The 12,668-nt window shown below is 55.6% G+C and carries 9 protein-coding genes and 3 tRNA genes; 7 read left to right on the forward strand and 5 right to left on the reverse strand.

Annotated elements, in window-relative coordinates; translation table 11 throughout:
• Nucleotides 1–2,067 precede the first annotated feature (2,067 nt).
• The 6 genes from DL88_RS12450 (at nt 2,068) to DL88_RS12475 (ending at nt 7,842) form a co-directional block, all read left to right on the forward strand.
• Nucleotides 2,068–2,715 carry a recombinase family protein gene (locus tag DL88_RS12450; protein WP_084705158.1) on the forward strand — a complete coding sequence of 216 codons (648 nt, stop codon included), beginning with the start codon at nt 2,068–2,070 and terminating at the stop codon, nt 2,713–2,715.
• A 100-nt stretch (nt 2,716–2,815) separates the two neighbouring features.
• Complete coding sequence (locus DL88_RS12455; protein ID WP_034996488.1) at nt 2,816–3,052, forward strand: hypothetical protein; 237 nt, start codon at nt 2,816–2,818, stop codon at nt 3,050–3,052.
• An 865-nt stretch (nt 3,053–3,917) separates the two neighbouring features.
• Nucleotides 3,918–5,072, forward strand: a complete 1,155-nt coding sequence (locus DL88_RS12460) for a hypothetical protein (RefSeq protein ID WP_034996489.1) — start codon at nt 3,918–3,920, stop codon at nt 5,070–5,072.
• Between the two features lie 467 nt (nt 5,073–5,539).
• Complete coding sequence (locus tag DL88_RS12465; protein WP_156971081.1) at nt 5,540–6,058, forward strand: hypothetical protein; 519 nt, start codon at nt 5,540–5,542, stop codon at nt 6,056–6,058.
• Nucleotides 6,055–6,354 carry a peptidoglycan-binding domain-containing protein gene (locus DL88_RS12470; RefSeq protein ID WP_034996491.1) on the forward strand — a complete coding sequence of 100 codons (300 nt, stop codon included), beginning with the start codon at nt 6,055–6,057 and terminating at the stop codon, nt 6,352–6,354. The genes DL88_RS12465 and DL88_RS12470 overlap by 4 nt, the downstream gene beginning before the upstream one ends.
• Nucleotides 6,355–6,378: 24 nt before the next feature.
• A complete protein-coding gene (locus DL88_RS12475) occupies nt 6,379–7,842 on the forward strand; it encodes a primase-helicase family protein (RefSeq protein ID WP_034996493.1) in 1,464 nt (487 codons plus the stop codon).
• Nucleotides 7,843–8,381: 539 nt separating this feature from the next.
• Here DL88_RS12475 and DL88_RS12480 read toward each other — a convergent pair.
• Nucleotides 8,382–10,097, reverse strand: coding sequence for a DUF6538 domain-containing protein (locus DL88_RS12480; RefSeq protein ID WP_169741573.1), 1,716 nt, complete (start codon nt 10,095–10,097; stop codon nt 8,382–8,384).
• Between the two features lie 111 nt (nt 10,098–10,208).
• Nucleotides 10,209–10,284: transfer RNA gene (locus DL88_RS12490), tRNA-Asn, on the reverse strand.
• 198 nt (nt 10,285–10,482) lie between these two features.
• On the opposite strand from DL88_RS12490, the gene DL88_RS12495 reads away from it, so the two are divergent.
• Nucleotides 10,483–10,556, forward strand: a tRNA-Cys gene (locus DL88_RS12495).
• Nucleotides 10,557–11,079: 523 nt separating this feature from the next.
• Here the strand turns inward: DL88_RS12495 and DL88_RS12500 are convergent.
• The 3 genes from DL88_RS12500 to DL88_RS12510 all read right to left on the reverse strand — a co-directional run bounded on the left by DL88_RS12500 (nt 11,080) and on the right by DL88_RS12510 (nt 12,586).
• Nucleotides 11,080–11,153: transfer RNA gene (locus tag DL88_RS12500), tRNA-Gln, on the reverse strand.
• Between the two features lie 81 nt (nt 11,154–11,234).
• Nucleotides 11,235–11,747, reverse strand: a complete 513-nt coding sequence (gene ruvX / locus DL88_RS12505; RefSeq protein WP_034996497.1) for a Holliday junction resolvase RuvX — start codon at nt 11,745–11,747, stop codon at nt 11,235–11,237.
• A 44-nt stretch (nt 11,748–11,791) separates the two neighbouring features.
• Entirely contained in the window at nt 11,792–12,586 is a 795-nt protein-coding gene (locus DL88_RS12510; protein ID WP_034996498.1) for an alpha/beta fold hydrolase, read from the reverse strand.
• Nucleotides 12,587–12,668: the final 82 nt, after the last annotated feature.

The raw sequence follows: 12,668 nt of genomic DNA on the forward strand, positions 1-12,668 counted from the left end.
TGCGGCGAACGCCTCAGCTTTTCTGTTCCAGATATAACTGGTCCAGCGTCTTGCCAAAAAAGCTGGCCTGAGTCTGTATCACTCTTTCCGTATATGATTCAGAGCGTCTTTCTTGCGCTCTGAATCATGGAGCCTTCGTCGTGTCGTTATTTATTGGCACGTCCATGCAATGTTTCAGTCCTTCTCGTAAATCTTCATAGATCGAGCCATTGCACCGCAAGATATTTTCGACCGAATAGCCTCAATATTTCCCTGACCGCTTTGCAGATGGCACTTTTTTACAAAGCGTCAAATGTTTATAAAATTTAATGTTTCCTTTGAAACTTCCAGCTGTTTCATGCACCCTGCTTTCGCATTGTCATAACCATTTCACATCGCCTCGATCCTCGCTCCATTGCCCCGGACAATAATAAGTCCTGAAGACAGCAACCGATTGCAGTCGAACCGAACCGGGGAAACCAATTCTTCGAAAAGGAGCGCTACTGGAGCATTGCGGATTATTCTGAAACGCTCCGCTCAAAAGAGCGAGGTTTTCACAACAATGGAATCGCGAAGCGATTCAATGTTATCGGAAAATGCTCTCGTCCGTGGCTCCCATCGATGTGGCGGCGAAATGTTCTCGCTTTGAAAAGCATCATCTGACTTCATTAAAATACTTGAAAATAAAATATATTTTATAGTGCCATCAGAAAGCATTCAAACAGATTGACGCTCCATTTCTCGTTTCAGAGAGAATGATAAGGATCACAGGCGTATGTAAATGATACCGCCATGAGGCAATGCGATCCTAAGCAACACACATTAACAGTCTCGCAGAATGTTTTCCACTTCTCCCCCTGAAGCCTGTTCCGCCTCTGATGTCTGACATCATCACGCCAGATTTTTCATCTACAAAGACCTATTTTGACGGCGAATGTATAAACGGCGATAGACTCCCAGACAGGCAAATGTATTTTAATCGGTTCCCATACCGGCGGTGTCCTGTGACAATAAGGACTCTATGTCGCCACGAAGTCGCCCGATCGAATGCTGCATTCATAACCGTAGTCGCAACAGACTCATGGAAGAAGAGTGTGTATCCTGTCGTTTTCGTGCTTCGAGGAATTCGAAACGTCGCGAACCTGTTGACTCTGATGGAAACAGGGCAACCACGACCAAACAGCCTTCAGCCGGGCCTGCGGATATAAGGATTGCCAAAGACCTGGTGCCAAGCCGCCGCCGCGCGGCCTAATCCTGCAAATATCTTTTCCGCTTTTATCTCGACATCGGAGCGAGCGATCAGAACCCATCCAGGCTCATTTGTGAGCGGGTTCAGGTCATTGCAGAAGAACGTCTGCCTCTGGGATAGAGGCACGTGTCGCTATGAAATCCTGGCTTGAAAATTTCCGACAAGCGTCACTCAAAGAGTACGACGCGAAACACCGAACTGGTCGATCCTCGGGAGAACTTCCGCCTAAAAAGGCGTTGGCTCCCTGAGCAGGAAAGCATTACGTGTTGACTAAGTGTCTGAGACTTAAGGGCTATTCTTTGGCGGCGGCCTGATCGGTGTAGCACGTCACCGTGGCAGTTGCAAGCCCCTCACGATTTGGGCCGGATTTTTCCGAGCTGACTACCCTTTACGTGGTCAGAAACGATTTACCCCCATGCCGGTGGGTGGGGGTCTTTAAAAAAAGCCGAACGGCACGGGACCATGGACACGCGACGGCTTCGCCTTTGCGCGGGGATGGCGCGCCTTCGGCTTGCCGGGGAAAGAGGCACGCTATCGCGCGCGGGATGGCCGCGCTTCGCTTGCCGGGGACCATCCAACTCGGTGCGCTGTCTTACCGTGGCCCGGCGTGTCCGGCCTTGCCTGCCCTGCCCTGCCCTGTCTTGCCTTGCCTTGCGCTAATGCCCGCATTCGCTGCGCGGTCGTCGTTCTGCCCTGCCCTAAAACGGGCGTCTCGGTCATGGGTAGTTCGAAGCCGTCTCAATGTGCCCTAAAAGGTGCTTGACAGTATTCAGGGCATGTCCTAATTATTCGATACGGCTGGGACATGGTGTCCCGGCGTCCTTGAAGGATCGAACCTCATGTCACGTGTTTTTCTTTATGCTCGCGTCTCGAAGGATGACCTCGTCACCGATAATCAGATTGAACAAGTCGCTGCCGCCGGGATCGTTGTCCAGCCGAACCGTGTTGTTTCGGAGGTTGTGTCAGGATCGACGCCGATGAGCCAACGGCCGGGCTTTGCGAAACTTCTGGACCGGCTTGAGGATGGCGATACGGTCGTTGTCACCAAGCTGGACCGGCTAGGCCGAGATGCTGTCGATGTCACCACGACTGTCCGGGCGATGGCGGCGCGCGGGATCCGCGTTCGGTGCCTAGCTTTGGGCGACATGGACCTGACCAGCGCGGCTGGCTTGCTGACGATGCAGGTTCTCAATGCCGTGGCACAGTTCGAGCGGGACCTTATCATTGAGAGGACGAACGCCGGGCTGGCGCGCGCTAAAGCGGCTGGCGTGGCCGTGGGCAGGCCTCCGGTCGTCTCGGCTATGGACATAGCGGCCATCAAGGAAAGCCTGTCAGCGGGTAAATCTGTGGCTTCTACGGCCAAGGCGTTTGGCGTGTCGAGGCAGACCGTTTCGAGGATTAGGGACGGGCAGAAAGTCGGTGTCGTGAAGGCAGGCGCTGGCGCTGCGAAGGAAGTAAAGAATGACGTGGCTGATAGTCTAGTCTGATGGATTGTCTTTGGTTGTTTACCAGTTTATTTTGAGTTGACTTCGGCATCGGCGGTTGTTACTACTGGCGGTGTTGTCTTTAGCTTTGGAGCGGTGCGCTATGCTTATTTCTTTTGAGCTTGTTTCGGGTGGTCAACTTGGTGTCGATCTTTATGTCGGTCTTAAGGGCATCGTCCTCGGCGCGGGGCGGCGCGACTCTGGATCGACTGCCTATGTCGAGGAAATGCGCAGGCCTTGGTGTCTCGGCTTTGTTGTCGAATGGTCTTGTCGAGAAGTCTGGCTTTCGGCCGGAACTTGGCGCGGCGAATGGGCTGTCTTGGGCTGTGAAAAAGTGTAATGATATCAATGACTCACGAAACCGTAAGGTACTAGACCCTGCTTAGCGTGGCAGGCTAATGGCATGGTATAAGAGAAGGCTGGCGGCCTTTGGCTGGTAACGTACTAGACAAGGCTGGTGGCTTGGCTTGGCCGGGCTGACCGGCGTCCCTGCGAAAAGTGTAACGATATCAATAACTTTCGAAAGGAACCGGTATAAGATAAGACTTAGCGCCGGGGCAACCGGGACGTGTCGTCTTCGGCTGATGCAACCGGCTTAGGAAAAGTGTAACGATATCAATAACCTTTGGGTGCTACGGTACCAGATAAGACTTAGCGCGTTGTGAACCGGCGCACTTTTACCCGCTGGTATAGGACAATCTTGGCGCGTTGTGAACTGGCGCACCTTAACGGTGTGACATGAAAGACACATGTGTTGCAGATTTGCATCACTCGTGCCGGACTATCGGTATCAAGTTCTTTCATCAACCGATGCCGCCTTATCCTTTTAACTTCAATCACATGTGCAGGGGATTGCTTTAGAGCTTCGCAGCTTTTGAAGCGTTCAGCCTGCGGCGCGGTAGGCACGTGCGGCTCCGCCTTCGCGCGGGATACGTCGCTTCGCGTCGTGGGGGAAAGACCACGCTTCGCGCGGGGATGCTTCGCGCTTCGCGCTTGCTGGGGACCATCCATGGCTTGAGGGCAGGCCGGTCAGTCGTTGCGCCGTGGTCCGCCCGTTCAGCCGCAAAGTTTAGTCTGTTGGTCGAGGCTGTTGGTCGAGGCTGTTGGTCGTGGCTGTTGGTCGTGGCTTGCTGTCTTGGCCGTTGGTCTGTCTTTGGGGTTGGGCCGTTGGTCTGTCTTTAGGAATTAAAACAAGGAGATATGAAATGGGTGCTGAAAAAAAGTATGAAATTGTGGAAGGCTTTCAGACGCTTCCGTGGGTTCGGCTCGATAGTGTGGTCAATAGGATATCGCTGCGGGATGACTTGGAGAGCCTCGAAGCTGGACGGCGGGATAGGCTTAAAGCCACGGGCAAAGGTGCGGCTGTGAGTGGGACGCCGGTTGTTGTTCATGTCGTTACTATGGGGGATGACGCAAGGCTTGGGCGGCGGTGCAAGGCTGTTGGCGTGGCTGTGGTTGTTGACTTTGGGGCAGCGACCAATGTCCCGGCTTATAGACGTAGCTTTAGGGTCGAGGACGTGACCCGGGAAGAGGCAGGCGCACGGGGCTTGCTCGATGGTCTGGGCGTGTTGAGCGATCCGGCTTATCGGGATGCTGTGGCTGGGCGTCCTGTCTTGGTCGTGACCAATGCGAGGGGCGTTGCGCAATTCCTTGCGGCCGGGTCTTTGAGACGGTTCTGGCTGGCTAGCGCGTTTGCCTTGCCGGATGTCATGGCGGCGGAGTTTGGGTGGAGTGTCATCGAGACGAGTTCGAAAGCGTTGCCTTGGAGCTTTGCGCAATGTGCTGATGAAGCTGTTGAAGTCTGGAAAATTTCGCACGGCATCACCGGCGTGGAATATTGGCCGCGCGGGACGGAAGCCAGTTCAAAGGTCAAGGCTTCGGTGCATGTCAAGGCGTTCGGCATCGCGTTGCTCGCCGCTTCAAAAGCTAGAGGGTCGATCGAAAAGCGGGACACTCGGTCGAAGGGTGGCAAGCTTGAAGGCTTGTCTACAAGTGAGGAACGGCAGCAGCGGCTTGGTGCTACCCAACGGCTTGAGGATGTGGAGGCTTTTCGGTTACTTGATGAGGAGACTTTCGGTCCGGTCGTAATGGGCTGGGCCGAGAGCAACGCTGCGGCTGACCGGCGACATGAGCGGTTCATTGCCAAGCAGAAGGAGGAGCGGAAAGCTCGCGGCAATGGTCATGGGGGCAGAAGGATCGCAGGGGAGAAGACTGAAGCGACCTTGGCATGGGAGGCGGCGAAGCGAACGCTAGCGTTAGCGGCCAAGCGCGAGGGTCGGAGGAACGCGGAAGCAGATGCCTTGTTGAAAGCGCGGGAGATTGGCGAAGGGATCATGGCTGAACTGCGGGCTATGAAATAGGCTAAGGGACCTTCTGGGACCTTTACGTCTATTAGGCATAATGGTCGAAGCGGCTGCCTTGGTTGCACGAAAAGCCGCGATTTTGGGTGGCGATTTTGAAGCGGCTCACCTGTTTCTAAGTTGTTGAAAATGCTGGACGCATATTTGCGTTCGGTGAGAGAGGCACGTGCGGCTTCGCCTCCGCGCGGGATACGCCGCTTCGCGTCGTGAGGAAAAGAGCCACGCCTATCGGCGCGGGGATGCTCGCCTTCGGCTCGCTAGGACAATCCATTCACGGAAAGAAGAGTCACCGGGTCGAGGCGGAAAGGCTTCGCGCCGGGCGGATGGCTGTGGCCGCAAAGACTCCGTTCTCAGCGTTGCTAAACGCAACATGTCGGGACGGATTTACATTCACATACATGGTTTGGACACATGGACGGTGGCGAATGGTCGTTACCTCATGGGGGACACTTGGAGCATATACACTGATGGAAAATACGGAAGTTCAGAACATTGGGGCCGCCTTTACGAAGGCTCTCACGGTCATTGACGGAGAAGCGAGGATCAAAGACACGGACTTGGCCACGATCTTGGGATATGCCCGACCGGCAGACTTCCGGCGAACCGTCACAAAGCACCGCATTGAATTGGAGGCTTTGGGAGTTCTTCGTCAAGTAGACGTAGAAGTCATAACCTCCCATGGGGCAAGGCATTCCGTTCAAGCTTTCATGCTCAATGAAACTCAAATGATGCACCTTGCGACGAGGGCGCGGACCCCCGCCGGGAAGGCTCTGGGAGTCTGGTCCACGCTCGCCTTACAGGCGTTCAAAAAGGCTGTCGAAGAGGGCCGCATTCAGGTCGATGAACAGACAAAAGGCGAGCTTCAAAGCGCAATGAGCGAAGCCCGCAAGGTGTATCTGGAGGATGCCGAAAAGTGTGGCGGTGTGCGGCGGTCGGAAAATGATGCGTGCTTCGGTAAAGCGACTCGGAGGCTCCTGCGGCGATGACAAAAAGTAAAGCTAAAAAGATGACGTCGAAGGCCCATATGGTGGCGGCGTTCATGCCCCTGATTAAGCGTTTCTGTCGGGAGTTCTTTGTCATGCTGCCTCCCGCTGGCCGAGAGGATTGGCCGCCCATGTTTATGAACATCAAGGCTGGACCAACGGGCAAGCTCGCGCCTTGGGACCTGCAAAAATATCTGGAAGAAAACGGTTACAAAGTCGGAGGCATCACGCTCCCGGCAACGCTGTTAGCAGATAACATTTTTGAGGCAGGCATTCGCACCTTTCAGGCGCGGAATTGATCGAGGCGGAAAGGATTTCTGAAAATGAGGATTAAAAGGGAGTTGCTTCCGGCCGAGGGAAGCGATGAATTTGAGGACGCGAAGCTCGCTGCCGTCAAAGAGATTGCCGCGCGGTTTGTTGTTGTTGGTGCTTACAAGGCTGTTATTGATTGTTCGTCTAAAGAGAGTTCGATGATTGCTGTCTCTGCGGCTCAGTTCAATGAGTTGATTGCGCCGATGCATTGCGTCCAGTATGTCGATGATAAGGGCGCAAAGAAGGTCTGGACGCCTGTCTTGGCGCGAGTGCTGGAGTACGATGCCGCGCGGCGAACCGGAAAGTTGGTCGATGAGGATGCCACCGGCTGGGAACTTCAAATTGTCGATAGGCTTGACGCTTTGCCGGGACAGGATGTCGTGTTTGTCGATCCTGATGACGGGTCGAAATGTCGGAACACTTGGGTCAGGCCTAAGTTTGATTTGGGGTATGCTCCTGAAGTGGATCGGGTGAGTCTCGAAAGGGAGTGCGAATGGTTCTTCGACTTTTTGAGGTACCTTTTGAATGACGATGAGACGGCTATTGGGTTTGTCTTAAAGTGGATCGCGCACATGATACAGAGGCCTGACGAACGGTGTTCGAATGTCGTCCTTTTGATGGGCGTTCCGGGCAACGGAAAGTCTACATTTGGGGAGATCGTTGGGAGGCTCGTTGGTCTCGACAATTACTGGCCGATGGCCAATGCACAGGCGCTCACGGAGAGGTTCAACGGTTGGGTCTCCGGGCCTATCCTTGTGCATGTCCATGAGACTTACATGAAGGGGAACTATGCGCTTGTTGATAGTGTCAAATCGTTGGTGAGTGATCCGAAGCTTGCCGTCGAACGGAAGGGCCTTGATAGGCAAATGGCTCGCGTCTTTGCGCGGTTCCTTCTTTGCTCGAATGATCCGAACCCTGTAAGTTTTGATCTCAAAGTCGGTGAGGACGGCTCCGTCGAAAAGGACCGTCGGTGGTTCTGTGCCGATACGGCTCTGGTCAAAAGGTGTTCCGATTATTTCAATGAGTTGCAAAGCTCCATTCGTGACGACAACAAGTTGTTTCTGCTTTATCAATGGTTTATGACTTTTGAGAATGCAGAGTTTCGACCTTTCGCTTCGCCACCGGAGACGGCCGCGAAAAGACGGCTTGTCTGTCGTTCCGAACATACTGTTGTCGGGATCATTCGGGATGGTCTTGAAGACGAGCGGCTGTGCGATGGCGCGCGCGTTGCCTCGACAAGTGAGGTCATGGCTTGGCTCGCAAAGAATGGCTATAGCGCATTCGCGTCTAATGAGTCGGCCATTGCGTCAGCCTTTCGGCTGCTTAAAGTTGGGACTTGTCGTCCTCGCGCGGATAATACTGGAGGTCGCCCCAGAAAGTGGAACCTTCAAGAGTATCGGGACAGTCTCGACCAAGCCGACAGTCTCGCGGCTGCCGGGCATAATGCTCGACAATTCGAGGACGAAATGTTCTGACTTATGGTCTGGACTTTGGGGCTTCATTGTTGCGCGTGTCGTAATAATAGCCCCGGTTCGGCCCGGAAATGTCCCCCCACTTTCTGAGAATTCATGCTCTAGAGTTGAAAAATGCCGGGACATTGGTACCACGAAAAAATAGCTTAATGATATCCGAATGTTCCGTCATTTTGTCATATGATGCCCGGTACCATTTTGGACCAAAACGACTATTATCAAGGGTCTCGGTCCAGCAATGATCCCGGCCTATTATATCGCATTTTGATAATAATCGGAGGGCCTCTTCGCGGGAATAGGATCGGCCACGGCTTCGGAAGCGCATCGCCGTTGGCGCAATAGGCACGCCTGTCGGCGCGGGGATACGCCTTCGGCGTGAGGGAAAGACCACGCCTTGCGGCGCGGGGATGCTCGCCTTTGGCTCGCTAGGACAATCCTTGGCGAAAAGAGTGATCGGGCACATTCGCTTGGAAAGGCCTGTTTTTGGGTCAGCCATCCGAAGTGGCGGGTCCCTGCCCGTGGTCAGACAGAAGGCTTCCCCCTTAGTCGGGCTGGCGGATTTCGAAACGGGGGAGCTTGTCGACCTCGCGCTTCAAGCCTTCGACATGCTGGCCGCCATAGACGTTCCCCATGCCCGGCAAGACGTGGCCGATTAGATATTCGGCAAGCTCGTGGTCGAGGCCATAGCGGCGTCTGAGGCCGACAAAGCGGTGCCGCCAACCGTGGTTTGGTTGAAGACGCGGATCGGCGAGCGAAGGACATTCGGCAGACAAAGAGCGAACCCATGCGGAAAGCCGTTCACCTAGCTTTTTGGCGGGACTTGTCGTCGCTGTCGAGCGGTCGTCTATCCGTTGGCGAGCGGCGTCGAAGAAGAGTGGCCCCCTGCCGACCGACTCAACGAAAGACAAAAAGTCCATCTCAAGGATTTGGTCATGAAGTGGCACGAGGCGTTCCCCGGCGTCGGTCTTTGTGGATCCGGCTTCCGGTCTGATCCGTAGGCATGGCACGTTGTCGATCTTTTCGATGTCTTCGAAGCGCAATTGGCAGAGTTCCGTGATGCGGGCTCCAGTGAATGCCGCAAGCCATGGGAGCCAGCGATAGGCTGGGCGCCGGTCCGCAAGGGCTGCACGAAGGATGGTCGCTGCCTCGACGTCCGTGATTCCTTCCTTGCGGATGTTCGAACGGCGGGCTTGGCGAGATGCATGGCCGGTCAAACGGACGGCAGCGAAAGGGTTCGACACCACGAGCTTGTTTGCGAGGCCGTGTTCGTAAAGAGCTTTGAGGCCGGACAGATGGCACGCTTGAACGGTCCGGGGCGATAGACCGCCGGCTAGTAGAGCGTTCTTGTAGGCAATGGCATCGAGTTCGGACACTGAGTCGGGACCGGCGCTCGCGGCTGGAAGTTCTTTGATCAAGCGGGAGACGATGCCGTTCCGGGCTGAAAGCGTCTTCGCTGTCGGCTTCGCTTCCAAGGCCCATGAGGCGACCAGCACAGACCACGTTGTCGAGCCCGTGGACGGCCTTGTTGTTGCGTCTGGTGGGGTTGTACCGGGGCTGGCGCCCTTGGCTGTCTGTGGGGCTTCGCTGCCCTTCTGTGGCGGTGTCCAAGGCGGGAAGCGGCTTGCGGCCGGATCCGGGCTGTAATCTCCGGCGGCGTTGCGAGCGAGCGTCTTTGTCGCGTCTTCGAGCGCAGAGGCAGTCTGTTCGATTAGGCGGGCGCGGCTTGCGTCTGTGAGGCGTAAACCGTTGCGGGCTGCGATGGCGTCTGCAAGGGCTCCAAAACGCGCTGACATGGCTGATGACCGGCGTTCGTCTTCGTTGGCTAGTAAGAGGCCTGACAAGCCGTGATGGCCGTCCTTGGCGCTCCTATCGGCTTCTTGGACGTGTTTCCAATTTATGGGAGTCGGATCGTCGCCGATGACGGTCACGAAGTCATCGTAAAGCGTTCCTGCAAGCGCGACCGTTTGGCGATGCGAAAGATCGACGGGCGCGCAGCGAATGCGAGCATTAGCGCGGGCGGGTTCGATCGCAAGGATACGCGCGCATTCTGTCTCGAAGGTGGCGAGTGCTTCGGCATATCGCTGCCGGGCAAGGGCGCGATCGGGCGTGCCGAGACTTTTCCAGCATTCGGATAGAGACCAACCGGCTGGACGGAGCGTCGTGGCTGGGAGGCTGGACAGATGGTCTCGAACGGCGGCTGGGAGCCTTGCTCGAAAATAGTAGTTTCGGGAACCTTTGCGGATCGTGAGCGACGGCATCCTTGAGGCGGTCTTTCGGGCAGGCATGAGCGGCAGTCCCGTGTAGCAGGTGAGCCGCCTAAGTCTCTGATATCAGCTAAGTCTTTGGCGCCGTTGTACAGGCGTGCGTGATGGCTCCCTGAGCAGGACTCGAACCTGCGACCGATCGATTAACAGTCGATTGCTCTACCGGCTGAGCTATCAGGGATCGCGTAAGCGATGACGGGCATATAGCAAGCTTGGATGCGCTTGCAAAGGCCTAATCGAATTTTCTGACATCTAATCTTATTAATTGTTTTTATCTCCTTCCTTCCCTTGCGGGCGGTTGGTTTCCTTTGTATAGGCAGGAGACGGGGCTTGAAGCCCTGACCCAAATGCTTGAAAAGCAGATAGGGGTTTTCCGAGAGGCCTCGTGGCGGAGTGGTTACGCAGAGGACTGCAAATCCTTGCACCCCGGTTCGATTCCGGGCGAGGCCTCCAGAATCACAGCGCTGAACATCAGCATTTCAAATAAAAAAACATAGTCATCAAATCTGCCAGAGTGGTCATTCCTCCGGCCAGGATTGATTTCGGTATGGCGCGCAGGCTCTCACGCCCAGCATCACTCCGACCTTCCCGCCGAAACCCTTTCCCACTGCGCTGCGTCTCCTTGCTTACGACTCATATGAGCAGCGAGCGTCCTTGGCAGGCAAGAGACCTATGAGGCACGCGACAAGCCACCTGCCCGGTACAATGCCTCGCTCTCTTTGGAGAAGACGTCTCCTCTGCCCGGTCCTTTTCCCGGAAACACGTCCGCTCTCTTCCTCATCTGGAACGCTCTCGAAATTTCCCGGCTGTCCAGGAAAACCGGGACATTTCCAGACCATTTGAATCGCCCGGTGATTGAATCAAGCCCAAACGCTTTTTGACGCGGCTGATCCTTCAAGGATAGACGCCAAAGCATGAGCAGACCAAACAGATCGCGAATACTGGATTCTAATGGAGCTGGGGAGATTGAGCCAACTGGCTGGGGGACCTGGATTCGAACCAAGATTAACGGAGTCAGAGTCCGCTGTTCTACCATTGAACTATCCCCCACCTGCCTGCATCGTGGGAGCCTGCGGCTCAACCCGCTAGCAGTGGGATGCGTGGGTTCTTAAGCTTTTCCATCCAGTCCTGTCAACGGGTGAAATCCTGCTGATCGAAATTCCCTAACCTCTCGTCCGACCAAGCCAGGCGATCAAGCGCGCCTTGAAGAATAAAGGCAGCCGCGAGTTTATCGACCACTGCGGCGCGTTTGGCGCGTGAGGCATCTTGGGCGATCAAATCCCGGGTGACCGCCGCCGTGGAAAGCCGTTCGTCCCAATAGCAAAACGGACGATTCGTCAGCGCGGCACAATTGCGGACGAAGGCTTCAGTCGCCTGCACCCTTGGGCCAGCCGTCCCGTCCATATTGAGCGGGAGGCCGATCACGAAAGCCGCAATCTCGAACTCATCGGCAAGCGCCATCAGCCGTTCGGCATCCTTAGTGAACTTGGTCCGGCGAATCGTCTCGAGAGGGGTAGCAATGCGGCGCTCGAGGTCGGAAAGGGAGAGACCGATTGTCTTGGTGCCAAGATCGATGCCAATCAGGCGCTGGCGCGAGGCGAGCAGAGGTTTAAGCTCGGCAAGGGACAAAACCTTTGCACCCATCTTTTTATCTCGCCCCAGCCAGCATCGTAAAAGAGGTCACTTCGCTACCCTAAAAATGCTTCGACGTAGTCGATCATATCGCCCAGATATTCGACCCAGCCATTATGTCCACCTCCCGGCAGCAAACGAAATTGTGCGCCCGGGATTGAAGCCGCCAATTGCCGCGCTTCAGGAACCGAAAGCAGACGTTCCTCTGGAGCGGAAATCACCAATGTCTCGGCGCGGATGCGCGCCGGCAGGCCCTGATCCGCATGGCCACGACAGGCCGCGACCTGACGGCAAAAATCCTCGGTGCTTTGCGGTGCGGCGTCGCTCAGGATGATCTGAATCAGCTGCGAGACGCTTCTTTCCTTGTTGAAGAATTGATCTTCCCAGATGAAAAGAAATTTGTCGCGCAGAATGATCGCCGGGTCGATGCCCGCCCGCATCATCGCACACCAATGGGCGATCACCGCCGCCGAGCGCGCCGAGAGCGCGGTGGTCGTCGAGACGAGAATCAGCTTACCGACCCGGTCCGGATAAGCGACGGCCAGATGCTGGGCGATCATGCCTCCCATCGAAAAGCCCAGCACATGCGCTTTGCCGCTCGGCGCAATATGGTCTATCAGCGCCGCGACATCATCCGCCATGTCCCGTGTGGAAAAAGCTCCGGTCGATCGGGTCAATCCCACACCGCGATTGTCGACCATCACGACCTGAAAACGGTCCTTGAGTGAGGCCGCAAGCGGTCGCCACACGGTGCCTTTAAGACCAAGCCCATTAATCAGGACCAGAACTTCCTCTCCCTGTCCCAAAATATCGTAATGAAGCAAAGTGCCGTCGGCTAAATTGAGATGCATGGACGAATCGGCCCTTTTGCAATGGTCTGGCCTCGGTTCCAGAGGCGTACCGCTTCACCGCGATCGCAGCCAGCCGAAAATC

This window comes from Beijerinckia mobilis (assembly GCF_000745425.1).
Classification (GTDB): domain Bacteria; phylum Pseudomonadota; class Alphaproteobacteria; order Rhizobiales; family Beijerinckiaceae; genus Beijerinckia; species Beijerinckia mobilis.

Excerpts from the sequence above, each read along its gene's own strand:
- DL88_RS12480 (WP_169741573.1), bottom strand. The coding sequence starts at position 10,097 with ATGCCGTCGCTCACGATCCGCAAAGGTTCCCGAAACTACTATTTTCGA.
- DL88_RS12465 (WP_156971081.1), top strand. The coding sequence starts at position 5,540 with ATGGAAAATACGGAAGTTCAGAACATTGGGGCCGCCTTTACGAAGGCT.
- DL88_RS12470 (WP_034996491.1), top strand. The coding sequence starts at position 6,055 with ATGACAAAAAGTAAAGCTAAAAAGATGACGTCGAAGGCCCATATGGTG.
- DL88_RS12475 (WP_034996493.1), top strand. The coding sequence starts at position 6,379 with ATGAGGATTAAAAGGGAGTTGCTTCCGGCCGAGGGAAGCGATGAATTT.
- DL88_RS12450 (WP_084705158.1), top strand. The coding sequence starts at position 2,068 with ATGTCACGTGTTTTTCTTTATGCTCGCGTCTCGAAGGATGACCTCGTC.
- DL88_RS12455 (WP_034996488.1), top strand. The coding sequence starts at position 2,816 with ATGCTTATTTCTTTTGAGCTTGTTTCGGGTGGTCAACTTGGTGTCGAT.
- ruvX (WP_034996497.1), bottom strand. The coding sequence starts at position 11,747 with ATGGGTGCAAAGGTTTTGTCCCTTGCCGAGCTTAAACCTCTGCTCGCC.
- DL88_RS12510 (WP_034996498.1), bottom strand. The coding sequence starts at position 12,586 with ATGCATCTCAATTTAGCCGACGGCACTTTGCTTCATTACGATATTTTG.
- DL88_RS12460 (WP_034996489.1), top strand. The coding sequence starts at position 3,918 with ATGGGTGCTGAAAAAAAGTATGAAATTGTGGAAGGCTTTCAGACGCTT.